The organism is Pseudovibrio flavus, assembly GCF_009711345.1.
In the GTDB taxonomy this organism is placed as follows: domain Bacteria; phylum Pseudomonadota; class Alphaproteobacteria; order Rhizobiales; family Stappiaceae; genus Pseudovibrio; species Pseudovibrio flavus.
The window spans coordinates 57,681-81,460 of record NZ_SMMA01000054.1 but is presented as its reverse complement, the minus strand read 5'-3'; the positions used below and the strand labels follow the sequence as shown (position 1 = coordinate 81,460).

General features: G+C 52.0%; 20 protein-coding genes. 8 read left to right on the top strand and 12 right to left on the bottom strand.

Annotated elements, in window-relative coordinates:
• Positions 1 to 10 precede the first annotated feature (10 nt).
• Positions 11 to 1,621 (bottom strand): GMC family oxidoreductase, encoded by a 1,611-nt coding sequence (locus tag E1162_RS04500; protein WP_155127443.1) that lies wholly within the window; start codon positions 1,619 to 1,621, stop codon positions 11 to 13.
• A 264-nt stretch (positions 1,622 to 1,885) separates the two neighbouring features.
• Here E1162_RS04500 and E1162_RS04495 point away from each other — a divergent pair, with 264 nt between their 5' ends.
• Positions 1,886 to 2,899 carry an NAD-dependent epimerase/dehydratase family protein gene (locus tag E1162_RS04495; RefSeq protein ID WP_155127440.1) on the top strand — a complete coding sequence of 338 codons (1,014 nt, stop codon included), beginning with the start codon at positions 1,886 to 1,888 and terminating at the stop codon, positions 2,897 to 2,899.
• Between the two features lie 5 nt (positions 2,900 to 2,904).
• Here the strand turns inward: E1162_RS04495 and E1162_RS04490 are convergent, their stop codons facing one another.
• From E1162_RS04490 to E1162_RS04480, 3 genes are all read right to left on the bottom strand, one after another.
• Positions 2,905 to 3,201 (bottom strand): putative quinol monooxygenase, encoded by a 297-nt coding sequence (locus E1162_RS04490; protein WP_155127437.1) that lies wholly within the window; start codon positions 3,199 to 3,201, stop codon positions 2,905 to 2,907.
• A gap of 149 nt (positions 3,202 to 3,350) precedes the next feature.
• Positions 3,351 to 4,367, bottom strand: a complete 1,017-nt coding sequence (locus tag E1162_RS04485; protein ID WP_155127434.1) for a 2-oxoacid:ferredoxin oxidoreductase subunit beta — start codon at positions 4,365 to 4,367, stop codon at positions 3,351 to 3,353.
• Position 4,368: 1 nt separating this feature from the next.
• Positions 4,369 to 6,246 (bottom strand): 2-oxoacid:acceptor oxidoreductase subunit alpha, encoded by a 1,878-nt coding sequence (locus E1162_RS04480; RefSeq protein WP_155127431.1) that lies wholly within the window; start codon positions 6,244 to 6,246, stop codon positions 4,369 to 4,371.
• A gap of 162 nt (positions 6,247 to 6,408) precedes the next feature.
• On the opposite strand from E1162_RS04480, the gene E1162_RS04475 reads away from it, so the two are divergent.
• Positions 6,409 to 7,221, top strand: a complete 813-nt coding sequence (locus E1162_RS04475; protein ID WP_155127428.1) for a glycosyltransferase family 2 protein — start codon at positions 6,409 to 6,411, stop codon at positions 7,219 to 7,221.
• 9 nt (positions 7,222 to 7,230) lie between these two features.
• On the opposite strand, the gene E1162_RS04470 is transcribed toward E1162_RS04475, so the two are convergent.
• The 3 genes from E1162_RS04470 to fcl all read right to left on the bottom strand — a co-directional run bounded on the left by E1162_RS04470 (position 7,231) and on the right by fcl (position 10,523).
• On the bottom strand, positions 7,231 to 8,406 hold the full coding sequence (locus E1162_RS04470) for an AGE family epimerase/isomerase (protein ID WP_155127425.1): 1,176 nt from the start codon (positions 8,404 to 8,406) through the stop codon (positions 7,231 to 7,233).
• A gap of 105 nt (positions 8,407 to 8,511) precedes the next feature.
• On the bottom strand, positions 8,512 to 9,579 hold the full coding sequence (gmd, locus tag E1162_RS04465; protein ID WP_155127422.1) for a GDP-mannose 4,6-dehydratase: 1,068 nt from the start codon (positions 9,577 to 9,579) through the stop codon (positions 8,512 to 8,514).
• Positions 9,576 to 10,523 (bottom strand): GDP-L-fucose synthase, encoded by a 948-nt coding sequence (gene fcl, locus E1162_RS04460; protein ID WP_257098663.1) that lies wholly within the window; start codon positions 10,521 to 10,523, stop codon positions 9,576 to 9,578. Before fcl ends, gmd begins: the two co-directional genes overlap by 4 nt.
• 166 nt (positions 10,524 to 10,689) lie before the next feature.
• On the opposite strand from fcl, the gene E1162_RS04455 reads away from it, so the two are divergent.
• From E1162_RS04455 to E1162_RS04445, 3 genes are read left to right on the top strand one after another with little or no spacing between them, the layout of a single operon-like run.
• A complete protein-coding gene (locus tag E1162_RS04455) occupies positions 10,690 to 11,733 on the top strand; it encodes a glycosyltransferase family 10 domain-containing protein (RefSeq protein WP_155127419.1) in 1,044 nt (347 codons plus the stop codon).
• Positions 11,733 to 12,677 (top strand): alpha-1,2-fucosyltransferase, encoded by a 945-nt coding sequence (locus E1162_RS04450; RefSeq protein ID WP_155127416.1) that lies wholly within the window; start codon positions 11,733 to 11,735, stop codon positions 12,675 to 12,677. The genes E1162_RS04455 and E1162_RS04450 overlap by 1 nt, the downstream gene beginning before the upstream one ends.
• Before the next feature lie 12 nt (positions 12,678 to 12,689).
• Entirely contained in the window at positions 12,690 to 13,475 is a 786-nt protein-coding gene (locus E1162_RS04445; protein ID WP_155127413.1) for a glycosyltransferase family 25 protein, read from the top strand.
• A gap of 161 nt (positions 13,476 to 13,636) precedes the next feature.
• Here E1162_RS04445 and E1162_RS04440 read toward each other — a convergent pair whose 3' ends face one another.
• Positions 13,637 to 14,566, bottom strand: a complete 930-nt coding sequence (locus tag E1162_RS04440; protein ID WP_371311810.1) for a LysR substrate-binding domain-containing protein — start codon at positions 14,564 to 14,566, stop codon at positions 13,637 to 13,639.
• Between the two features lie 340 nt (positions 14,567 to 14,906).
• Between E1162_RS04440 and focA the strand changes: the two genes are divergently transcribed.
• From focA to E1162_RS04430, 3 genes are all read left to right on the top strand, one after another.
• Positions 14,907 to 15,821, top strand: coding sequence for a formate transporter FocA (gene focA, locus E1162_RS04435; RefSeq protein WP_257098662.1), 915 nt, complete (start codon positions 14,907 to 14,909; stop codon positions 15,819 to 15,821).
• 7 nt (positions 15,822 to 15,828) lie between these two features.
• Entirely contained in the window at positions 15,829 to 16,290 is a 462-nt protein-coding gene (locus E1162_RS19475; RefSeq protein ID WP_257098661.1) for a CBS domain-containing protein, read from the top strand.
• A gap of 123 nt (positions 16,291 to 16,413) precedes the next feature.
• On the top strand, positions 16,414 to 17,295 hold the full coding sequence (locus E1162_RS04430; RefSeq protein ID WP_155127410.1) for an FkbM family methyltransferase: 882 nt from the start codon (positions 16,414 to 16,416) through the stop codon (positions 17,293 to 17,295).
• A 40-nt stretch (positions 17,296 to 17,335) separates the two neighbouring features.
• Here E1162_RS04430 and E1162_RS04425 read toward each other — a convergent pair whose 3' ends face one another.
• The 4 genes from E1162_RS04425 to E1162_RS04410 all read right to left on the bottom strand — a co-directional run bounded on the left by E1162_RS04425 (position 17,336) and on the right by E1162_RS04410 (position 23,445).
• Positions 17,336 to 20,080 carry a glycosyltransferase family 29 protein gene (locus tag E1162_RS04425; protein ID WP_155127407.1) on the bottom strand — a complete coding sequence of 915 codons (2,745 nt, stop codon included), beginning with the start codon at positions 20,078 to 20,080 and terminating at the stop codon, positions 17,336 to 17,338.
• Positions 20,025 to 20,867: a hypothetical protein gene (locus tag E1162_RS04420; RefSeq protein WP_155127404.1), complete on the bottom strand. Its 843-nt coding sequence runs from the start codon at positions 20,865 to 20,867 to the stop codon at positions 20,025 to 20,027. Before E1162_RS04420 ends, E1162_RS04425 begins: the two co-directional genes overlap by 56 nt.
• The gene (locus E1162_RS04415; RefSeq protein ID WP_257098660.1) at positions 20,839 to 21,579 is read right to left on the bottom strand and encodes a glycosyltransferase family protein; all 741 of its coding nucleotides are present in this window, start codon (positions 21,577 to 21,579) and stop codon (positions 20,839 to 20,841) included. The genes E1162_RS04420 and E1162_RS04415 overlap by 29 nt, the downstream gene beginning before the upstream one ends.
• Before the next feature lie 384 nt (positions 21,580 to 21,963).
• On the bottom strand, positions 21,964 to 23,445 hold the full coding sequence (locus tag E1162_RS04410) for an aldehyde dehydrogenase (NADP(+)) (protein ID WP_257098659.1): 1,482 nt from the start codon (positions 23,443 to 23,445) through the stop codon (positions 21,964 to 21,966).
• Between the last annotated feature and the right edge of the window lie 335 nt (positions 23,446 to 23,780).

Here is a 23,780-nt window from a genome sequence, read left to right as displayed (position 1 = left end):
ATGGGCCGCCTTAGGAGCGGCCCAAAATCATTTCACTGGCTTTTTCTGCAATCATCACCACTGGCGCATGGGTGTTGCCAGATACAAGCGTTGGCATGATAGAGGCATCAACAACGCGAAGCCCTTCCAGCCCATGCACCTTCAACTTGTCATCAACCACAGCCCTGTCATCATGCCCCATCTTGGCTGTGCCGACAGGGTGGAAGATGGTGGTTCCCACATCGCCAGCCGCTTTCAGTAGAGCTTCATCGCTCTCAACCTCCGGTCCCGGCTTGATCTCACGCGGGTTGTAGCGGGCCATGCGCTGCGTTTCCATCAAGGTACGTGCTTGCCTTAGCGCTGCTACGGCAACGTCCTTGTCCTCTTGTGCGCTCAGGTAGTTAGGCGCGATGATGGGCTTGGCGTAAGGGTCTGCGCTTTGCAGCGAAACGGTTCCTCTGCTCTGCGGACGCAAATTGCAGACGGAGACCGTGATTGCAGGGAATGGATGGAGCGGCTCCCCGAATTTCTCCAAGGAGAGCGGCTGTACGTGATACTCAAGGTTTGGTGTCGCGTAGTGCTCATGAGAACGGGTGAATATTCCAAGCTGGCTAGGTGCCATGGAAAGTGGGCCGGAGCGCTTTAGCGCGTACTGCAGGCCGATCTGCATTTTGCCAAACCAATTGCTGTTAATCTCGTTCAGCGTTTTAACGCCGTCCACCTTGTAGATGGTGCGCAGTTGCAGGTGGTCTTGAAGGTTACCGCCAACACCTTTCAGCACATGTTTAGGCGTGATGCCATGCCGCGCTAGTTCTTCAGCAGGGCCGATGCCGGAAAGCATCAGAATTTGCGGTGAGCCAATTGCACCAGCAGCTAAGATCGTCTCCTTGTTGGCTGTCACAGAAACTGGGTTCCCGTTCTGCTCGTAAACAAGGCCGGTTACCTTTTTGCCGTCCATCGTAAGGCGGCGAACATGGGCATGTGTTTTGATTGTGAGGTTGCTACGCTTCTTGGCTGGGTTCAAAAGCGCTCTGGCAGCACTCCACCGCAAACCACTTTTCTGGTTCACCTCGAAGTAAGCAACACCGTCATTGTCGCCGTCATTCACGTCATCGCAAACGGGAACGCCCATTTCCTGCGCCGCTTCGTGAACAGCATCCAGAACGTCCCAGTGGGTACGCTGAGTCTCCACCCGAAGCTCACCGCCCTGCCCGTGATAAGCGCCGTTCCGGTTTGCGTGGTCCTCGGTTTTCTTGAAGTAGGGCAGCACATCGTCCCAGCCCCAGCCAACGTTGCCAAGCTGTCGCCAACCATCATAATCCGCAGCCTGACCGCGCATATAGATCATGCCGTTGATAGATGAACATCCTCCAAGAACCTTGCCGCGCGGATAACCTAGCTTACGGCCATTCAGCCCCTTTTCGGCAGTGGTTTCAAAACACCAGTCCGTGCGCGGATTACCAATGCAGTAAAGGTAGCCGATCGGAATATGAACCCAGTGGTAGTTATCGCGCCCTCCAGCTTCAAGCAGCAGAACGCGGTTCTTTGGATCTTCGCTCAAACGGTTCGCCAGCACGCAGCCCGCAGAACCCGCCCCGACCACAATAAAATCGTAGGTTTCGGCAGGCGTTACACTTGCCATTGTCTCATCCCTCCCCGATGCGGCAAAGGTCGCCGCGCAGCACTTTTCTCCGTCCCTGGAAGTGCTTTACCAAGCTTCCCTCAATACCGAAGGGGAAACAAGAGATAAGGTCTGCTGCTTTGGGCGAATGCTTCCCGCCAAAAAGCTCTGATTGAACCCATGGGATCAGGCTAGTTTGAAGTGTAATCCGTCAGTTTTTTATTAGGTAAGAGGCCAAAGTTCATTGTAGGAATGGGGCAACATCCATCGAAGCGGTACAGATCAATGAAATTCTTCATCACCGGCACAGCAGGTTTTATCGGCTATCATCTTGCAAGGCGTTTGCTGGACGAAGGCCATTTTGTTGACGGCTATGATGGAATGACACCCTACTACGACCCGCGCCTGAAAACCGCGCGTGTTGAACGGCTGGAGCGTTCAAACGGCTATCGCCATTACGTAGGTATGCTGGAGGACAAAGAGTTTCTGGATACTGCAGTTGATGAGAGTCAGCCGGACATCATCATTCATTTGGCTGCGCAGGCAGGTGTTCGCTACTCTCTTGAGTGTCCAGAAGCCTATGTAAGTGCCAATCTCGTTGGTACGTTCAACGTAATGGAAGCTGCGCGGCGCATTCAGCCAAAGCACTTTCTTGCAGCGTCTACCAGCTCCGTATACGGCGGCAACGAGAAGATGCCGTTTATGGAAACAGACCGAGCGGATTCTCCTATGACGCTTTATGCGGCCACCAAAAAGGCCAATGAAGCGATGACGCACTCCTACGCGCACCTTTGGAAGATACCAACCACCTGCTTCCGGTTCTTTACCGTGTATGGCCCTTGGGGCCGACCTGATATGGCGCTGTTCAAGTTTGTTGATGCTATCGAGAATGATCGCCCTATCGACGTTTATGGTGAGGGACAGATGGGCCGAGACTTCACCTACGTTGATGATCTCGTAGAAGGTATTGTACGCCTTGTAGATGCTGTTCCTGTTGAAGGTTCACCGGTGTTGTTTGAAGAGGGTGTCGACTCTCTTTCCCCTGTCGCCCCATGGCGTGTGGTGAACATCGCTGGAGGCCAGCCAATCGGCCTTATGCCGTTTATCGAGACAATCGAAAAGTCGCTTGGCAAAACCGCCCAGAAAAACATGCTGCCTATGCAAAAAGGTGATGTCCATCAGACCATGTCTGATCCATCGCTCCTCAACGCCCTTACCGGATATGTTCCAGAAACTTGCGTTGAAGAAGGCGTTAGCGCTTTTGTTGACTGGTACTGGGACTATTTCGCGGACAAGTGAGCCAGTCAGGTTAGTTTGGCATAGCTCGCCTTGGTGATCTCGCCAGCAAGTGATGGCTTTATATCCTGCAATGCATCAATAACATGCGGTGTATGCCAGTGCGCGTCCTCCGCAGCAGGGTCTTGCCAGTGCTCTACGGAGATGAATTGAAGTGGGTCATCGCGGGACTGGAAATAGTCAAAGGAAAGACAACCGGGCTCTTCACGAGTTTTTTGGGCGAGTTCTTCCAAAACCTCGATGATATTGACTGTCTCACCCGGTAGAGCTGTAAACCGGACGGCAACATAGATGCTGTTTGGCATGAAACGTGACCTTGGCTTCTTATTGTTGTTGCCAAAACAGTGGCAGGAACATTCCCTGAGGTCAATAAAAAGACCCGCTCCCTGACGGCTATCGTTAAGCCTTCAAGAAAGCGGGTCTCCAATTTATTCAATGTGGCCCTAAGCGAGGATTACTCCACGCTCCAAACCTCTGCTTTCCGAAGGGTTTTGGAAAGGCCAGAGAGTTTGTCAGCCATAGACAGTTCAGCTTCCGGCAAACCTTTACGCGCTGCTTTACTGTATTCCTCAGCTGGCTGACGATAGAGAATGCCCAGAACAGTCGGCTCCCCTTCTTTTTCGCCCAGATGCGCCAGTGCCATTGCAAGGAACGGATTGGTCTCATCATGAACGAGAAGGTCATCAACGGTGATGCCACCTTCAGTGAGCTCAACAACCTCTAGGCCGAAACCGTGCGGTGCGAGGCGAATGCCTTTGTCGCAGTTCGCGCCGAAAACCATCGGCTTGCCATGCTCGACAACGATGGTGACTTCGGGTCCCTGCTTCTTGTCCTTCAAGCCATCAAAAACACCATCGTTGAAGATGATGCAGTTCTGAAGCACTTCAACCAACGCGGTTCCATCAAACGCTTTAGCGGCGGAGAGGATCGGAGCTAGCACTTTGGCTTGGGTATCGAAGCACCGAGCAACGAAACGACCACCAGCACCCAGAGCGAAAGCAGCAGGGTTCATCGGATTATCAACCACACCTGCAGGTGAGCTTGGCGTACGGCAGCCCTTTTGCGTGGTTGGAGAGAACTGGCCCTTGGTCAAACCGTAGATCTGGTTATTCATCAGAATAACCTGCATGTCGATGTTCCGGCGCAGCAGATGCAGCAGGTGATTGCCGCCGATGGAAAGACCATCGCCGTCACCTGTAAACAGCCACACATCCAGCTCAGGGTTGGATAGCTTTACACCTGTTGCAATGGCCGGAGCACGGCCATGAATGGTATGGAAGCCATAGGTTGCCATGTAGTACGGCAAGCGCGAAGAACAGCCGATGCCGGAAATACAGAGCGTATCTTCCAGTTTTGCGCCTTCATCTGCGAGCGTTTTCTGTAGCGTTTTCAGCAGTGCGTAATCACCGCAACCCGGGCACCAGCGAACGTCTAGGGGGCTGGCAAAGTCCTTTGCAGTCAACTGGTTCATGTCAGTCCTCCAAAGCCTCGTCGATCATCGCGGAAATTTCACGCACATAGAATGGGCGGCCCTTAACGCAGCTGCGACCGTCAATCTCAAGACCTGTCTGCGCTCTCAAGAGCATTGCCAGCTGGCCGTAGTTCATCTCCGGTACGATGATTTTATCGAAGCCGGAAAGCAGCTCTTTGAGGTTGGATGGCATCGGACTGATGTGGCGCAAATGAATATGGGAAACCGATTTGCCTTGCGCTATGGCTCGGCGGGTCGCAACGCGGATAGGCCCCCAGCTTGACCCCCAGCCAACGATAGCAACGCGGCCAGTCTCGCTACCAGATTCCACATGCTGTAGCGGAATTGCACGGCGGATCGCTTCCAGCTTGCCTGCACGGATTTCAGTCATCTTATGATGATTTTCACCCTCATAGGAAATGTTGCCAGTGCCCACTTCACGTTCCAGACCACCGATGCGGTGCATCAGTTCCGGAGTGCCCGGAATAGCCCAAGGACGCGCCATCGTTTCCGGATCATGGCCGTAAGGCAGGAAGCCCACAGGATCCGTTGGATGGGTAACAGGGAACGGTGCGTATTTCGGGTCGTTGAAGTCCGGCAGTTTCCAAGGCTGGCTGGAGTTGGCGATATAGCCATCAGACAGCACCATCACCGGTGTCATATGGGTCACCGCAAGGCGGCAAGCTTCAACGCCAATGTCAAAGCATTCGCCTGGATGAGCAGGTGCAATGACTGGCATCGGCGCATCGCCATTGCGGCCCAGAACTGCTTGATAAAGGTCTGACTGCTCGGTCTTGGTTGGTAAACCGGTAGACGGGCCGCCACGCTGAACATTGACAACGACCAGCGGAAGCTCGGTCATGATAGCAAGGCCCAGAGCTTCAGTTTTCAACGCAACACCCGGCCCCGAAGAACCGGTGATGCCCAAGTGACCAGCGTAAGAAGCGCCCAGCGCTGCGCACACTGCCGCAATCTCGTCTTCTGCCTGGAAGGACAGAGCGCCAAGTTCCTTCAGCTTAACAAACGTATGAAGCAGCGGGGATGCAGGCGTAATCGGGTAGGAACCGTAAAACGCATCAACTCCAGCAAGCGTAGCACCCGTATAAAGGCCGTATGCCATTGCCTCGTTGCCGTTGATGGAACGATAGTCGCCCGCAGCGACAGGCGCTGGCGGAATATGGAAGCGAGTTACATCCGGCGCTAGTTCAGCATTTTCACCGTAGAGATGACCAGCTTTCAGCGCCAACAAGTTCGCCTGCATGATCTCCGGCTTCTTGGAGAACTTACGCTCGATCCAACGAGAGATATCCTCGATATCACGCTCAAACAGCCAAAGGATAAGGCCCAGCGTCCACATGTTCTTGCAGCGCTTTGCATCCTTGGCGCTGAGGCCTGCTTCCTTCACCGCCTTTTCTGTCAGGTCAGTGATATCGACATCGATCAGGCGCATACCTTCCAGCATGCCGTTTTCACGCGGATCGCTATCAAAGCCTGCTTTGGTGATAGCGCGATCTGTAAAGCTGCCGCCGTCAATGACCAGCGTGCCGCCTTGCTTGAGCCCGCTGAGGTACTTTTTGAGAGCCGCAGGATTAAGCGCAACCAAAGCGTCGCTCTCGTCACCAAAGGTGGCAACTTCTGTGTGACCGATATTCAGCGAATAAGCCGAAACGCCGTAAACGGTGCCGCTTGGCGCACGAATATCGGAAGGGAAATCCGGGAACGTTGCAATATCATTACCGAAACGGGCCGCGCTTTCTGCAAGCTGCGTACCTGTCATCTGAACCCCGTCACCCGAGTCACCGGCTATTCTTACGCGGACGAAATCGACCTCAGGGTTCTGAGATACAGGGAGTTCGCCGTCTTTGGCCAATCCTTCCATGTAAACTCCAGCCTTTTCATTATTGTCATTTGGCAGATTGGTAAGGAAACCGCATGTCGCTATGCTCACTACCTATGCAGCAAGCATTACAGAGCCTCGGTTTATGCCTACTGCATCTTACGGATACACCCTTTACACCTAAGAAGGCTGCGCAGTAATCCGATGTCCTCCGTACATGCCAAAACTCCGCTGTCTGTTTTCATCATCTCTCTTGATGAAGAAGACCGCATTGGCCGTACCATAGACAGCGTGATTGATTGGGTGGATGAGGTGATTGTGGTGGATTCTGGTTCCAAGGATCGCACCGTAGAAATTGCCGAAGCGAAAGGCGCAAAGGTCTTCCATAACCCATGGGCAGGTTATGGCAGGCAAAAGCGTTTCGCAGAGGACTGCTGCACAAACACGTGGCTGCTAAACCTTGATGCCGATGAAGTTTTAACACCCGAGTTAGCAGAAGAGATACGCTTCCATTTCAATCCGTTGCCCGAGTTGGATGTTTACAGGGTGCATATTGCCGATGTCTTCCCCCATGAGGAAAGCCCCAAGCGTTGGGCCTATGGGTATTGGCAGTATCGGCTCTATGACCGGACGAAGGGGCGTTTTTCAGAGTCGCCCGTACACGATACAGTTCGGCCATTGAAGGAAGCGAAGATCGGGAGCCTAAAGGGGAAGGTGTCCCACTACTCCCAACGGTCCATTCACTGGGTTGTCGAAAAAATGAACCGATACTCGGATATGCAGGTTCGGGATCTCATGCAAAGAGGGCGGCATATCCATCCTCTTCGTCTTAGTTATGAATACGGTCTCTCATTCTTCAAAAGCTATTTTCTGAGACGTGGGTTTCTGTATGGATGGTGGGGACTTATCAATGCCCGCAACTACGCCTTTTCGCGGCACCTGCGCCTTGCAAAGCTCTATGAATACGAATTGCTGATAAAAGCTGGAAAGCGCGAACGCCCTTCCATCAAAGGCTGAACTCTTGCTCTACTTGGCCTCAATTGGCACAAGCTGCCGGAATTCGCTAATCGCAGCAACGATATGGTAGAGCGAGCTTGCAGGTGCAGCTTCCTCAACAAAGGAGCCATCAGGCTCGTACTTGTCTTTCCAAAGCCCCACGGGCACGCCCTCAAAGTACTTCTGCAGCCCAACACTGGCAGCTATCGCAGCATTGTCGTACTCACCTTTTTCGACGTCACTTTCCGCAAGGCTGCCAAGTACAAGTGCGGTTTTCAGGCGCTCTGTCTGCCCCCAAAGGCGGCAGGTTGCTTCCACCACATTGTAAGAGCGGTCCATCGCCATAAACACCAGACCACTTTTTTCATCCAGACCATGAAGCTCGGCAATCTTGTAGAGCTCTCTTGCAGCTTCAAGAGCCTTGACCTGTCCAGTTTTGCGATACCAGTGTGCAAGGAGCCAAGCCCATTCATACTGGTGCCCCGGCTCCAACCGCTCTCCAGCAGCCCCATCCTTAGGGTTCCAGTTGCGGTCAAAGAACTCGCCAATGCCCGTTTCATAATCAAACATGTGATCCAACGCCAAGTCAGCGATTTCCTGTGCAACCGCTTGCCACTTTCCAGCATGGTCTACCGGCATCCAAGCCTGCATCGCTTCGAACAGGTGCATGTGCGGGTTAGAGCACAAGGTATCTTTAGTAGGCTGCGCTTCCTCAAATCCTGCCGTAGGATGCTTGTAGTGTCGCAATAGCAGCTCTAGCAAAGCACGGCCTTGTTCGATGTATGTCAGCTTCCGCTCGCCTTCCGCAGTTGCTGCAAGTGAAGCAAGCGCCAGCAAAGCAAAAGCCTGATTGTAAAGAATGAAGGAGCTGTCTATCTGCTCGCCATCTGCGGAGGCGAGATTGGCAATGTACCCTTGCTCAGTGGCGTAGTGGCTCACCATGTAGTCATAGCAGTGAATAGCAGCGCGCTCCCAAGAGCCGTTCCAGCCCATGCGTCCAGCTTCTTGGAAAACATAGATCTGCCGTGGGTGCAGCCGCCCTCTGCGCGCAGCTGCTGTGCCATTGCCATCAAGGCCGATTGTTTCAAAACAGCCGCCCTGTACTCTGTCCAGACCAGTCTCACTCCAGAGCGGCAAGGCTTTTTCAAAAAGCCATGAAGTCAGGGTGTCTCGCTGATTTTCCAGAGTCAGTTGGTGAGCGCACATAAGCTATTCTTTGCAAATAAGAGTCTGAGGCCCTTGGTTAGAGAAGGCTGAAGGACCAGTCAACCCCCTCAAGGTGTGTCGAAAAACGTACATTAAACTCGCATTCTAGGCGAATTCATGAACAGCTTTTGCACTTTCGCCAAGCTCTGAGAGGTCAGCCTCCATCATCTCCCAGACCAGCTCTTTAAAGGTAGTTTTATGCTGCCAGCCTAGCTTCTGCCTCGCTTTTGCAGGGTCCCCTAAAAGGAACTCAACCTCTGTCGGGCGGAAGTAGCGCGGATCGACCTGTACCAAGACACGACCTGTTTTCCGGTCCAAGCCTTTTTCTTCCACGCCTGTTCCGTGCCAGTCAATTTCCATATCTATCTTGGAAAAGGCTGCTTCAACGAATTCGCGTACAGAGTGCGCCTCGCCCGTCGCAAGTACATAGTCCTCCGCAATATCCTGCTGAAGTATGCGCCACATACCTTCCACGTAATCGCGAGCATGGCCCCAGTCACGCTTGGCATCCAGATTGCCCAGATAAAGGCACTGCTGCTTATTGTGATGGATCGCGGCGACAGCGCGGGTAATCTTACGGGTTACGAATGTTTCGCCACGAAGTGGACTTTCATGATTGAACAGAATGCCGTTGGAGGCGTGAAGGCCATATGCCTCCCGATAATTCACCGTGATCCAGAAAGAGTAAAGTTTGGCAGCAGCATACGGGCTGCGCGGATAAAACGGTGTCGTTTCCGACTGCGGTATCTCCTGTACCTTGCCGTAAAGCTCGGAAGTCGATGCCTGATAGAAACGAACCTTGTCACCCATACCAAGAATACGAATAGCTTCCAGCAGGCGGAGCGTACCCATGGCATCAGAGTTTGCGGTGTATTCAGGCGTGTCAAAGCTCACTTGTACGTGGCTTTGAGCTGCAAGGTTATAGATTTCGTCTGGCTGCGTTTCCTGAACAAGGCGGATCAGATTTGTTGCATCGGTCACGTCACCATAATGTAAGCGGAACCGCGGCTCTCCATCGTGGGGATCAGTATAGAGATGATCAACACGCTGTGTGTTAAACGAAGAGGAGCGACGCTTAACCCCGTGAACCATATAGCCCTTGGAAAGCAGAAGCTCTGCCAGATAAGCGCCATCCTGACCGGTTATGCCGGTGATCAAAGCTGTTTTGGTCATTGGCGTAACCCTTCAATATTTTCAAGAAACCACTGGTAATAGGAGTTCAATCCGGCCTTTAGGCTGGTTGGAGCAGTCCACCCCATTGCGGTAAGCTTGCTGCCATCAAGCAGCTTTCGCGGTGTGCCATCGGGCATGCTAGTATCAAAGACGATGTTGCCCTCATAACCAACCGTTTGGGCTACGAGCCGAGCAAAGTCGGCGATACTGATTTCCTGACCGCTCGCCACGTTCACAGGTCCCGCACTGCTGTAATGCTTCATCAAAAATACACAGGCGCTGGCAAGGTCATCGACATACATAAACTCGCGAAGCGGGCTGCCTGAACCCCACACAACGACTTCAGGTGTTTGATTGGTTTTGGCGTCGTGAAAACGAGCCAGAAGCGCGGCGGGCACATGAGAGTTTTGAGGATGGAAGTTATCACGGGAACCATAAAGGTTGGTTGGCATGGCCGAGATGAAATCGCAGCCGTACTGCTGCCTAAAGGCATCACAGAGCTTAATGCCCGCGATCTTCGCGATGGCGTACCATTTATTGGTTTCCTCTAGCGGACCGCTCAACAACGCATTCTCGCTCATTGGTTGGTCGGCAAGCTTAGGATAGATACAGCTGGAACCGAGCATCAACAACTTCTCTACACCGCTCTCGTAAGCCGCATGGACCAAATTGGCCTCGATCATCAAGTTTTCATAGAGAAACTCAGCAGGAAAGCTTCTATTGGCATGGATGCCGCCCACCTTCGCTGCGGCAACCAGAACAGCGTCTGGTCTATGCATCTTCATCCAATGCTTGACCTGCGCCTGATCCGTCAGGTTCAGCTCACGGCGGTCCGCAACGAGCACTTCGCACTCTTCTTTTTGAAGAGCTCGGCACAAAGCGGCTCCGACCATGCCCTTATGGCCAGCAACAAACACCCGTTTACCTGCAAATGAAAATGGCAAGGCGCCCCCGATCAGTTATTAATCCCCTGATTAGCACCAGTCTTATCGCAAGGATTACTGCTAAAAAAATCCCGTAATATTTGCCGGAAAAAATCCAGTGGTAGTATCTTGGAATTTTACCACTGCTGTCTCTGCGCCATGATGCTCGCTCTATCTAAGCGGGCATATGTTTTTGACTATCATACAGCTTTCCTCGCCCCATCTGGGGCCTTGGCTTTTTAGGCAAACCCCTGCCGGTGACGGTGTGTGGGGCGATACGCGCTTTATATTTGCTGAGGAGAGTACGCCTGCGGATTGGCTGGTGGTTTATGACCGCCCAGACGGGCAGCTGAACACGCGCATTCCAAAAGAGCGGCGTATTCTTTTTCTCACAGAGCCGCCTGAAATACAGCAATCCTCGAGGCAGTTTATGGGCCAGTTCGGTGTGGTTTGCTCACCGTTTCCATGTAAGTCTTTGCGCGGTTCCAAAGTCATTCCGGTTCAGCCTGCGCTTCCTTGGTTCTACGGCCTTTCTTTCGATCCTGCCTCGCCTCCAAGTTCCTCTGCCGGTTGGGAGGAGATGCTAGCCACGCCACCAAACCCTGATGAGAGACCGCTGGAAATTTCCGCCATATGCTCAACGAAATGCATCAGCAAAGAGCAGGTCAGACGTCTGCGCTTTCTAGAGGTACTTAAGAAGCGGTTGGGAGAGCGGCTTCAGATTTTTGGTAGAGGGTTTAGGCCTCTTCCAGAAAAAACGCCGATCTTGCTCTCGTCCCGCTATCACTTGGCGTTGGAGAACAGTAGGCACCCGCATTACTGGTCGGAAAAACTAGCGGACGCCATCCTTGCCGGTGCCTTTCCGCTTTATAATGGCGGCCAGCTAGCGAACCGCTACTTCGATGGTCGCGGGTTTCTATCCATCGATACAAGCGCACCGCAGCATTCTGCTGACGTTATTGAGCGCTGCCTAGATCAAAATGTCGCCAGTCTGCCCGATGCATTGACTGCAATGACAGAAAACAAACAGAGACTTCTGTTCCGCTACAATATTTTCGCTCAGTGTAGTGCTCTGGTCGCGTCTCTCGCGGACCAAAAATTAGCAATCAGCCCCAGCAAACACACCCGCATATCCTACTCCAAACCATTGCTACAGCAGTTACTTCCAAGCACGCGGAGGCTCAGGGCCTTCTGTTGGCGCTTTGCGCTGCCCATATTGGAGCGCGGCTAATGAACAACGCCCAGCAATTGTACGATCAGCCCTTTCGCCCTGTGGCCAGCGTTACCCCTGTCGCTTTCGATAGTTACATCTGCTCACGAATTTTCGGCGGCTTAGGCAATCAGATGTTCCAATATGCCGCTGGGTTTACGCAGGCGCGGCGACTAGGCGTCCAACTCCTATTGCACGTTGAAACCAACCGAAAGCTCAAACACGCAGTATTTGGGCTAGATGCGTTTCCAATTACCGGACGCGTTTGGAGCCTTCCGGAATTCAAGGAGCCAATGCTGCAAAAGGCATGGCGCAAGCTTTCGGGAGGAAAAAAGAAGCGCGCTTCATTTTGGACTGGCGCTCGGTTGGACTATCAACGATTAGACTTTGACGAGCAAATTTACGGCGTTAAGCAAGGAACGTATCTCAACGGGTACTTCCAGTCAGAATACTTCTTCCAGCCGTTTGCCGAGGAGATACGAGCCGAGTTCGATCTTGCTCACTTCCGCTCCAATATCGCCCCTAATTTCCTCGCGGCACTCGACGTCCCAAACACCGTTTCTGTCCATATCCGGCGCGGTGACTATGCCTTGCGGCCGGAAACACTGGCAATTCACGGTCTGTTGGAAAAACCTTATTACGAGCAGGCACGAGCAGACATCGAAGCTCGTTTGGGTGCTTGTCACTTTCTGGTTTTTAGCGATGACCCTGAAGCCGCAGCGTCTATCACTGCAGATTGGCCTAATCGCATGCTTTGCAACACAGGCCACCGACTTCACGACCTATACATGATGGCCCACTGCCAGCACCACATTGTCGCTAACAGCTCGTTTAGTTGGTGGGGCGCGTGGCTCAATCCTTCCAATCAAAAGTTGGTTTACGCCCCGAAGCAATGGTTTGCAGCTGGGTCAGCCGAAAGCAAGCAGATGGACGACATCTGCCCGCCCCAATGGCTTCGCCTGTAGCAAGGAGTTCCAATGAAGATTGTCGTTATCAATTTGAAAGAAGACAAAGATCGCCTTGCTCACATGCATCAAGAGCTGCAAACCCTAGGCCTACCATACGAAGTTCAACACGCTTTTCGCGGCAAGGCCATTCCTCAGGATCTACAGCGGTACTTTTTGAATGAACGCGGCGACATTGATAGCGCGATGACTGAAGCGGAGATTGGCTGCTATGCTTCCCATCTTGCTGTTATGGCCGATCTCTTGAAAAGCGAAGATGAGGACATGGTCCTCGTTATGGAGGACGATTTGGCTCTGAGCCCGCTCCTTCCCGAATTTGTTAGAAGCGTCGAAGGACTTCCCGAAAACTGGGAGATAATCCGCTTAAGCAACCCTTCCAAGTCTACATATACGCCCGTCGCAAACCTCCCCAATATTGGCGAGGTCGTTCAATACTGGCGTGTACCCAATAATGCAGGCGCTTATCTCGTTAGCAAGAAAGGCGCTCAGAAGTTTTTGGAGTACCGTGCTTTGCGCAAACGCCCCATTGATGAGGACCTTCGCAGACCTTGGGAACATGATATCCAGACCTACGGTATCCTTCCGCCGCTGGCTACCGCGAACATCCTCGCCTCCAGTATCGACAGAATTTCTGGTGAGCGCAGCCTGCCTGCTCGCAAGCGCTTCAAAGATGCCGGACACAAACGGGTCGCTGAGCTATCTTTCAGGGTCCATACCTTCGGCGTTCTTGGATCTGCAGACCATTTTCTGCGGAGTTTATTGTCTGGCAAAAAGCGTCGTACCCGTACTGTAGGATAGGTCTTTTTTCGCAGAGAAATAGAATGACCGCCTACACCCTATACGCGTTTTACCCAGCCAGAAAAATGGCGGACAATTTCGACATTTTCCAATTAGATTCAGAGGGTTAAATCAGCAGTTCGAACATTAAGAGCGCATATCAATTTTATTGATAATCACTATCAAATATTATTAGGCAACCCGACTTGAAGCTGACGGTGCTGCAGCTTAACCAGCCTCTTAGCTTCCCTTATTAAACAATCTCTTAGAGGATTATCGACCGAATTTGCCCGCCAAACGAAAGACAATGTTCTTTCAATTTTGATCTCAGGAACATTCAGAGCAACGAACTCCCCGCGCTCGATATATTTCTCCACATCAAGAAACGGCAGGCAACTTACGTAGCGGCCATTTGCAACAAGTGTGCGCAAAACCGGCACATGCTCATATTCGCGCCATACATCAAGATCATCGATAAACCCATGGATAGCACTATCAAAAATCCTGCGAGTTCCTGACCCCGGCTCTCTCAAAACCCATTTTGCCTGTTCGAGTTGAGACAGGCTAACCTTCTCCAGAGTAGCAAACGGGTGGTGCTTGGAGACGAAAATCACCAGATGATCACGGCACCAAACTTCTTGGTGAAGGCGGCTATCATCGCAGCGCCCCTCAATAATTCCCAGCTCGTACTCGTAGTCCCGCACCCCTTCTATCACCTTTGAGGTGTTGCGAACTTCAAGGTTGATACGAAGCTCCGGAAACTCTCCATCAATGTTGCTGATAAGATCGGGAATGAGATGCTCTGCCGCCGTTTGGCTTGCACCCAGAGAAAGCTCACCACTTATAACATGTTGATCGTAAAAGCCTAACTCGATCTCGCGCGCGTCGAATAGCAAGTGTTTTGCGCGTGGTCGAAGCCAATTGCCCCAGTGGGTGAGCACAAGCCGCTTCCCCTGTCTTTCAAACAGCGGACGACCTAACATCTTTTCCAGCTGTGATAGGGCCATACTGGCCGCAGACTGTGTCATCGCCAACTTATCTGCTGCCTGACTTACAGAGCCGGTTGACGCGATAGCATCGAAAACCGCTAACTGTTTGAGGGAATAGCGCACAAGTAACCTACGTTTCTATACTTAGCATAATTGCATTACAGCAATTAACCGTATATTCTCAGCTTATCGTTATAAGAATAAATTATATCATCACTATATGAATATCAACTTTACTTAACATAGAGAAGTTGATACCCCCTTTTATCACGATCCATCATTTCGTTTGATATAGATATCCAAAACAATCAATTTTACTTAAGGCTATTTCTAAGCCAAATTCCGCGCCATCAAGAACAATGAATTATCGACGTCACTGGGGCATAAACGTAAGCGTTTCCTCGCACCATCCCTGTGGCTGCGATCCATGTGCGACCGAGATTTTAGGGGGAGCGCCACCACCATGGCAGCAGAGCCGACCACATACGAAAAGCAGTACCTTACCCCGCCAGAAATGATGGCGCAGGCTGCCAAGTACGCCCTGTACAAATGCAAAAAATCTTCAACCATGACCTTGAGCCTTGCCGTTATGGGCGGTGCCTTCATTGGTCTTGCGTTTATTTTTTACATCACCACCACAACCGGTAGCAGCCAGATTGGCTGGGGCGTAAGCCGCGTACTGGGTGGTTTCATGTTCTCTATGGGCCTGATGCTCGTAGTGCTGTGCGGCGCTGAGCTGTTCACCAGTACCGTTCTGACCGCTATTGCTTGGGCTAATCGTCAGGTTTCCGTAAGCAAGATGCTGCAGGGCTGGGGCAAGGTCTATTTGGGCAACCTTGTTGGCGCGCTGGCTCTTGTTGCTCTGGTTTATGCTGGCGGCGTGCACATGCTGCACAATGGCGAGTGGGGCCTTAACGCAATGAAAATTGCGCAGCACAAGCTGCACCACACCCCGCTGCAGGCATTTTCTCTTGGCGTGCTTTGTAACCTTATGGTTTGCTTGGCAACCTGGATGACCTTCAGCTCCACAAACGCAATGACCAAAGCATTCATGGTTATGATGCCTGTTGCGATGTTTGTGAGCACCGGCTTTGAGCACAGCGTTGCAAACATGTTCATGGTTCCACTGGGCATCACCATTCAGTCTCTCGCTGGTCCAGAGTTCTGGTCTGCAGTTGGCGCTGATCCTGCCCAGTTTGCTGACCTGACCATTGGCAACTTCATCTTCGCAAACCTTATTCCGGTTACCCTTGGCAACATTGTTGGCGGCGCTGGTCTCGTTGGCCTTGCCAACTGGTGGATCTACGAAAACGCTTCCAAGAAAACCGAAGAAAAGACAAGCGAACCAGCTCATGCCGCGAAGAGCGATTGCCGTTGAGGCAATAATGGACTGTGATCCGCTCATTTTGAGTGAAGATATGTCGGTCAGGGACGCCCTTGACCGACTACTCGAGCGGGACCTTTCTGGCGCACCAGTTCTCAATCACATGCGCGATCTTGTGGGGTACTTTTCCATTCAAGACGCCATCGTCAATCTCTACAGCGCCGACTTCCAACCTTCGAATCATCAAAAAATACAGCAGTTAATGCGCAAGGACGTGAAAACCGTTTCTCCGCGTGATGACGTGTTTTCGCTTGCCGAAAACATGAGTGAAGAGCGCAAGCGGTTGGAAAACGACAGTGCTGCCACCGACTGCTACCCCTATGAACGGCTTCGGCGCGTTCCTGCCGATCACCCGCTAAGCTACCCCGTAATGGACGGCCGCGTTCTCATTGGCACCGTAAGTAGTCTTGATGTTATGAGGGCGCTGTTCCCGCTCTATTTGGACGAACCAGCCTGTATCTAAAGCCCACCTTTCCAGCCTAACCAAAATTGACCAGAGATCTCTTCGGATTGAGCCCTAGCCGCCCGTTTCCTAGAACTGAATTTGAGATAGCAATTCAGGGCCTTGGAGGCTTAGTAGCGGCATATGAAAACAGATCACTTCGGCCTTGGTTTGCGAGCCTTCAAGCGAGATAAGTCCCTAAAACCCCACGAATATAACCGTCTTGAGAAACGCGTTGAAAGACTGGAGGAGCGACTAAAGCCCGCCAAAGCGCCAGAGATGGATGTTGCTGTTCAACGGCAGGCGAAGGAACTCCTCAAGCTGATCGAGCCGAAAGACCCCGTAGGACTATCTTTTGAACGGGTGGGGCAGGAATATGATGGCGGTTATATCATGGCAGAGATCGCAGCAGGTGATGCCGTTGCTTATTCCCTAGGCATCAACCGTGATGTGTCTTGGGATAAAGCGATGGCCAATCGCGGATTTCAGATCTTCCAATACGACCACACGATCTCAAAGCTTCCAGAAAAACACCCCAACTTTCATTTCAAAAAACTAGGCATTACCAGCCCTGTGTTGGCGGCGGATGAACTCACTTCCCTGCCCGCTGAATTTCGCGAAAACGGTCATGAAACCTGCCGCGAAATGACGCTGAAAATGGATATTGAAGGGCATGAATGGGATGTGTTCGCAGAAATGGACACCGCCGATCTGCAGCGTTTTCGCCAAATCCTGATGGAAGTTCACGACCTCAACAAACTGCATAAGCCCTTCTGGAGCCGAAAGGCACGACAAGCGCTAAGAAATCTACATGCGACCCACCAAGTCGTGCACGTTCATGGCAACAACAATTCCCCTCTGCGAGTACTTGGTGGCATCGCCATGCCGCAAACAATGGAACTGACTTGGCTACGGCGTGACATCTGCGAGTTCACCACTTGCACCCGCCGGTTTCCAACGCCGCTTGACCAGCCCAACAACCCAAACAATGCAGAGCATCATTTGGGTTCCTTCTGTTTTTCCTGAAAACCAGCATAGCCTCAGTTCGCAGTCACAACCCCATGGGTCAGGCGTTCTCAGGCTGGTGAGCTGGCGCGCCACTCTCTGCTTCGCGCGGTGTATTCGAGTTTACCAATCTGATGCGTTCGTCTGCGGGTAACAGCGTCTGTGTCACATATGCTTGCTCCACATCAGGCGCATGGGGCCAGACGCCGCGAGCCTCCAACTGATTGACAGTTTTGCGGACTGCATGAGCCGTTGAGAAGAAATCGAACCCATAGATCGATAGGGTTTGAAGACCAGTCGTGCGTAGATAGTCGATCCATATTAAGCCAGAGGACGGCTCAATCCCCAAACCGCTACGAAGATTGTGATAGGTGCTATCTGAAAGCTCCTCCACCTGCCTCGATTTTACCAATTCCATAGACAAGTGATTGTGGGAGGGATGACAAGCGACCGTTGTGCAATTGAACAGAGGGGCGAAGAAAAGCTGACGGTTTTGATCTGCAGTCGAACAGGACCAGATATCGGTTCGTCGGCCTAATGCACCAATGTTCGTGCAGTGCCTAAGCACCTCAGAAGGGGCATCCGCACGTAGCACTGCCATTTGCTCATAATCTCTCGAGCGACGATCGGTAAAAAAGCCCTCAATATAGGCTTCCGGTATGAGCAGAGATCGCAGCCGAGGATTAGCCAAGAAGGGGTAGCCGAGGTTCATCCTGATAACGATATCGTGGCTATCGATCTCTTCCCCAAAACGCGTTGTCAAAAGAGATGCTGCATTTCCTACCAAGGCGACTCGCTTCCCCTCAAGCGAAGCGGGGTCAAACGGCTTCATGTAGGGTTTTCGTTTTGCTGCAAGGCGGGGCAACCAAAAGGCTTTTCTCGCCTCCAGCACCGGCTTCCAGATGCGCTGCTCCACCGTTCCAATGACTTTTTTGGACGCTTTTCGCTTCGCTCTGGAAAGGAAGCTCCGCGAGGCAACATTGGAATTGCCAGCAGGCTGCAAAGAACTGTCAAGACACGGATTTATCTTAAATTGAGGTTCTGCAAGCCTATCGGAATTGAAGTTTAATACTGTCTCATCCAGCTTCCATGCGACCTTGTAGAGGAACCAAGATAAAAACCGGTCGTAGCGTTCTATGCGTTGTTCCATTGGTTCGGCCAGCGCCCGATCCATGGCACTGTCAAACCCGTCATCTGACACCAAATAACCCGCGGCCTCGTAGATAGCGCGGCCAAAACAAACCACTGGTTTACCAAGCAACATGGCCTCAAAACCGACGCCGCTATTGATAACCGCAACCGACTTTGCGCCCCTTATAGCATCATGTATGTGCCCCTTTTTCGAAAAGCGGATATTCCTGTCTTTGGAATAACGCGCCTTCACCTGATCAAAGTAGGCGGTCCGATCTAACGGATGCTTGCGAAAACAGACTGTCTTGCCTGTCCTCACAGCATACTCAGCCAGCGTTTCGACATAGGTATCCAGTGTGCAAATGCCGTGAAAGGTCAGCGCTTCATCTTCTGGCACCTGTAGGGGAGCCAACACATCGCACTCCATAGGCTGACCGCTAGCCCCTCCATTTTGCGGTGCTTTGGTTATGCGCCCCGCAGAGAACTCGGTTTTAAATTGCTCCAAGCGCTCCTCGGCGGGTTCATTTAGGAACTGGGTACTTCCGTAGCCGTCCCCCTTTGATCCCCAGCCGTTCTTCCCAACTGTAAATACAGAAGGCAGCATTTCTTGCATGTAAAAGACCGCTGCAGGGTGATTGAGCTGCTCCCGTAGCATGTGGGACACGTAAATTCGTTTGGCGTTTCCCAAGGAAGCAAGAAGCTTTGCGGAAATTTCCCACTGGCTAATGGGTAAAATTCTGGGGTTCAGTCCGTCGTTAATGGCCTGCTGATACAATACGCGGGCCATGTTGAACCAATGCTGCCGGCCAGCTTTAGACAGCCTACGCACCCGCATTTCGTAGGAATTGTCTTGTAGCGGCGCTTTGGTTCCAAGGTCCTGACGGGGAAAAAGAACATAAGTGTCCGGCTCTTTGGCTAACTGTTCGGTTGCAGAAACTGTCCTGCGACGATCGAAATCAAGAGCGATCTCTAGCTCAACTGCTGGCTCCTTATCAGGGCCACTGCCAAAGAGTTCTGCGGGAAACGAACCCCGATTTGGCAAATTCGGTTCCCAAGCCCCTCCTTCTGACACTGCGCTGTCTCTGATGGATAAGAGGGTCTGCATCCGCAATATGCGGCGTGAGTTTCGGGCACTTGCCCTTGCCCATATGATGAGTGTTTCACCCTTTCCCTTTTTACTTATCAGCGCTTTAAGAACAAATGGCTGCCCTTCCATTGAAACCGGTAGGAGATGAAGCGCCTTTTGGATCTGGGCGTTAACTGGCAGCGAAAAAACCGCTAGTCGGGTAATCTGGAGCAACCAAGCGGCAGATGAAAGCGCGAGACCAGATTGTCCGATATCCGATGGATAACCATGGCGTAAATACAGGACGGAAGTAGCTTTCAGCTTATCTCCAATCTCGTAGAGAAGCTTGAGCGCCTTATCGTTATGGTCACTTAAACAAACAACAATACGCAGCCCCGGCGAACGCAATTCTGCCCCTGCCAGAAACCGCTCTCCAAACTCTAGAAACTCCCGTGAGCTACAGGTCACTAAAACCTGCCAGAACCCTTGATCAGAAGGCATTGAGCAAATTGGCACCAGACCATGAACGACGTGCTTTGGGTTCTCCATCCGCTCACCGTGCTCTAAGAAGTTGCCAGATGCGATCAAGACGCCATGGGCGTACGTCATTCACGAAGCTACGACCTGTGTTTTTTCTCGGCCCTTTCAAATGATCGAGGTACTTTCCCAACTCGCTGTTGAGGAAGATATGGCCGCGAGCGCGGTCGGAGCCCAACTTTTTGAACGGAATGCCGTCGGCGTTCTCCATCTCTAAAGCAATCTGCCAGAAGACGTAGCTGTCGTGGTTTTCTTTCATGTTCATGAAAGCACCACTTGTGTAGCTGTCCTCAAACGTTTCCGCGAAGCGCAAGATGTGAGGATGCTTAAGGTTATATCCAACCCAACCACACTCTGGATAGCTGCGCCGGTTGAGGTAGGCAGCAAGCTCGTTTTGGGCTGGCGATACTTTCTCTAACAATTCGGCCGTTACTGGCTTACGCGTTACCGTATCCGCATCCAGCCAGATGAGGTGGTCTGCCCTACCATGCCATGCTTTGATAGCGTGGGTGATAGCAAAGACCTTGTTGGAAAAGCGAACCGCATCCCATCGAAAGTTATAGGGTTCACCGCTAGCTGCACGGCAGGTGCCGTTAGCCTTAGGCTCACCTGCGTAAGCCTCTTTGAAAGACTGAAGAGCTGCCAGCGTGGGGCGCTGGTCCAGAACGATCAGGCGGTCGTCCTGCTCCTTCACCTCCACGTCTTCGGCATAGACGACCATCTTCACATCGTCCGGCCAGAACCGCAGAAATGACTCTATGCATTTGCTCCCGTAGAGCTCATAGCCGGACCGATGAAACGTTGTCGTTACCACATAGCTGGAATGGAGCTCAGGAGGAAACCAGCTCTTTAACGCCATTGGCAGCCTCCTTACTCGGTTGGGCAACTGTGTCTTTTGCGACGTGTAAGGTGCGGGCTTTGTACCGCTCCCATTCCTCAGAATAATCGCAGTCCTTGTAGGTTTCGAAGTACGGCCCACCCTCGGTAAAGTGCACAAGAGCCGCAGCAGGGTCATAGTCGTACACGCCAACCAAGTGGTTCCATTTCAATGGAATGGAACCGATTAGATGATCACCTTCCAACCACTTGAACTGATGAAGCTCCAAGCCGGTTCGGGTTGAAACATAATCTGGAGTCAGTGCGCGGCATTTGCTGTTGTTGAACAGCATGACACTGGACCAGTTCTTCTTTTCGTACTTGGTTTGCACGCGCCCCAAAAACTTGGCGTCTTCCTTGGGCTGGTAATCGTGCTTGCAGCACATAACCGCGTATTTATCGTCGCGAAGGGCCCAAAGCTCTGCCAGATCCTGACGCACGAACATGTCACAGTCCATGAAAATGCCCCAACCTTCATAGTTGGAAAGATAGGGAGCAAGGAACCGGCTGAACGAGAACTCTGTCGATTGCAGCTCATTGCGATCGCGGTAGTAGAGCTTGCCTAAATTCTTCAACGCTACCGGAACAATGGATACAGGCAGGGAGCTGTTTTCTATGATGCTTTGGCTAAGGACGTGATAGGGCATTACCTCATCTGGATCGTACCCGATAAACACTTTTATTAACTCAGACATGTCGCCCACCTGCTTTAACATTGGAACAGCAACCGCTGTTCAATTTCGCTATGGCTATGGTTACAAGTTGGCGTGTCCGGGCACTATTGCAGGAAGCCGTTGGCAGGCTCCGACCAACGAAATTATGCAGGCAAATTTTACAGGTATGTATTTGACAGAATAAGCGACTTCGCGCCGCTCGATCACATTTAGAAGCATTGATATTCAACGGCTTTTCGCAGCGCATTAAATGCTTCTAAAGTGCAGCCCCAAAAATGCTGATTTTTTGAGTGAAGTTTTCACGCGAGTTGTAGACAGATAATTGCCAAGACCCATCACATTTGATGGATGAGTGCCGCGCGAAAATCGGGAGAGCGAGCCCTCCCGATCATCAAGTTTGATGAATCAGCTCAGCCAGCCTTCTGGCATCAGCTCCTCATCTACATTCTGATAGCAAACGGGGCGCAGGAACCGCCGAATTGCCATGGAACCAACAGAGGTTGCTCCGAAATTGGTGGAGGCAGGGTATGGGCCGCCATGCACCATCGCATCAGCAACCTCAACACCGGTCGGGAAGCCGTTGACTAGAATACGGCCAGCTTTGCGCTCCAAAATAGGCAGTAGCGATTTGGCAAAGTCTTTATCGCTCTGCTCGATCTGCAATGTGCAAGTAAGCTGCCCTTCTAGGGCGCGGGCAATTGCAAGCACTTCGTCGCTCCCCTCAGCCACTACGACCAAACCCAATGGACCAAACACTTCCTCTCCCAGCGCTTTGGATGAAAGCCAGTTTTGCGCGCTTGTTCTAAGCAGCGCTGGGGTGACCGTGCGGCCTTCTCCTGCTGCTTCTAGCAAGGTCTGGGTGCCTTCAGCAGAAGAGAGTTCTGAACTGCCTTTGTGATAGGCGGCTGCAATACCATCAGTAAGCATTGTCTGCGAAGGGCTGTTTGAAAGGGCCTTCGTTGCGACCTCTATAAATGCCTCTGCCTCTTCTCCTGCTTGCAGAACGACAATGCCCGGATTGGTGCAGAACTGGCCAACACCCATTGTTAGAGACTGGCACCACTGCTCTGCCAACTCATTGCCTCTGGCCTTGAGTGTAGTGTCAGATACGAAGACAGGATTGACGGAGCCCAGCTCACCGAAGAACGGGATAGGTTCTGGGCGCGATGCACATAGGTCGAAAAGGGCGCGACCACCACCAAGTGAACCTGTAAAGCCGACGGCCTTGATAAGTGGGTGCTGCACTAGGAGTTGGCCTGGCTCAACTCCGTCTCCCTGAACAAAAGAGAACACGCCAGAATGTAGACCGCAGCGCTCTATTGCTGCTTGGATGGCCTTAGCAACGATGACGCCGGTTTCAGGATGGGCAGGATGAGCCTTCACAACAACAGGGCAACCAGCTGCCCAAGCAGAAGCTGTGTCACCACCAGCTGTAGAAAACGCAAGAGGGAAGTTAGAAGCCCCAAAGACAGCGACTGGGCCTATAGGACGCTGCATCAGACGTAAGGAAGGGCGAGCCATCGGCTGGCGGTCTGGCAGGGCTTCATCATAACGGCGGTCAAGATAGGTGCCATCTTCAATATGATCGGCAAACATGCGCAGTTGCCCAGTCGTACGGCCACGCTCGCCGACGAGCCGCGCCTCAGGCAGCGCTGTTTCACGCACCCCCGCTTCTGTAATCAGATCGCCGCGAGCATCAATTTCCTCCGCAACAGCACGAAGAAAGGACGCCCGTTGAGCTGCCGGTGTATTTGCAAAACTATCGAATGCAGCCTCAGCAGACTGCGCTGCTTGGTCTACAGCCTCGCCGATAGCCAAAGTTTGTGCGGCAATCCATTGCCCACCGATCAAGTGATTGTTCGTCACAGTAATGCCCTCCTGAAACATCGAGAGTGCCTGCTGCCCCACAAGCATCTCGATAGAAATTTCCGCTGTGATATATCTCTATAGATAGAAAGGCAATGACCTTTTGAATGGATTAGACGAATGAGGGACGCGATTAGCGACGACCCACCCGCATCAACCTAAAGCTTGAAATGAACCTTCCGTTACGAATCGCGATTGGACTTTTGGCTACTCTTTGCGAAGTACCCGCGTTTTTACTCATTGAATAACTAACGTCTATCAGAGCGGGAGAGCCGCTCTCGTAGATCAATTTAGCTTAATTTTTCTAATCAATCGATTGTATAGGTTAATATACTGATATGACGCCAAGCGCACAT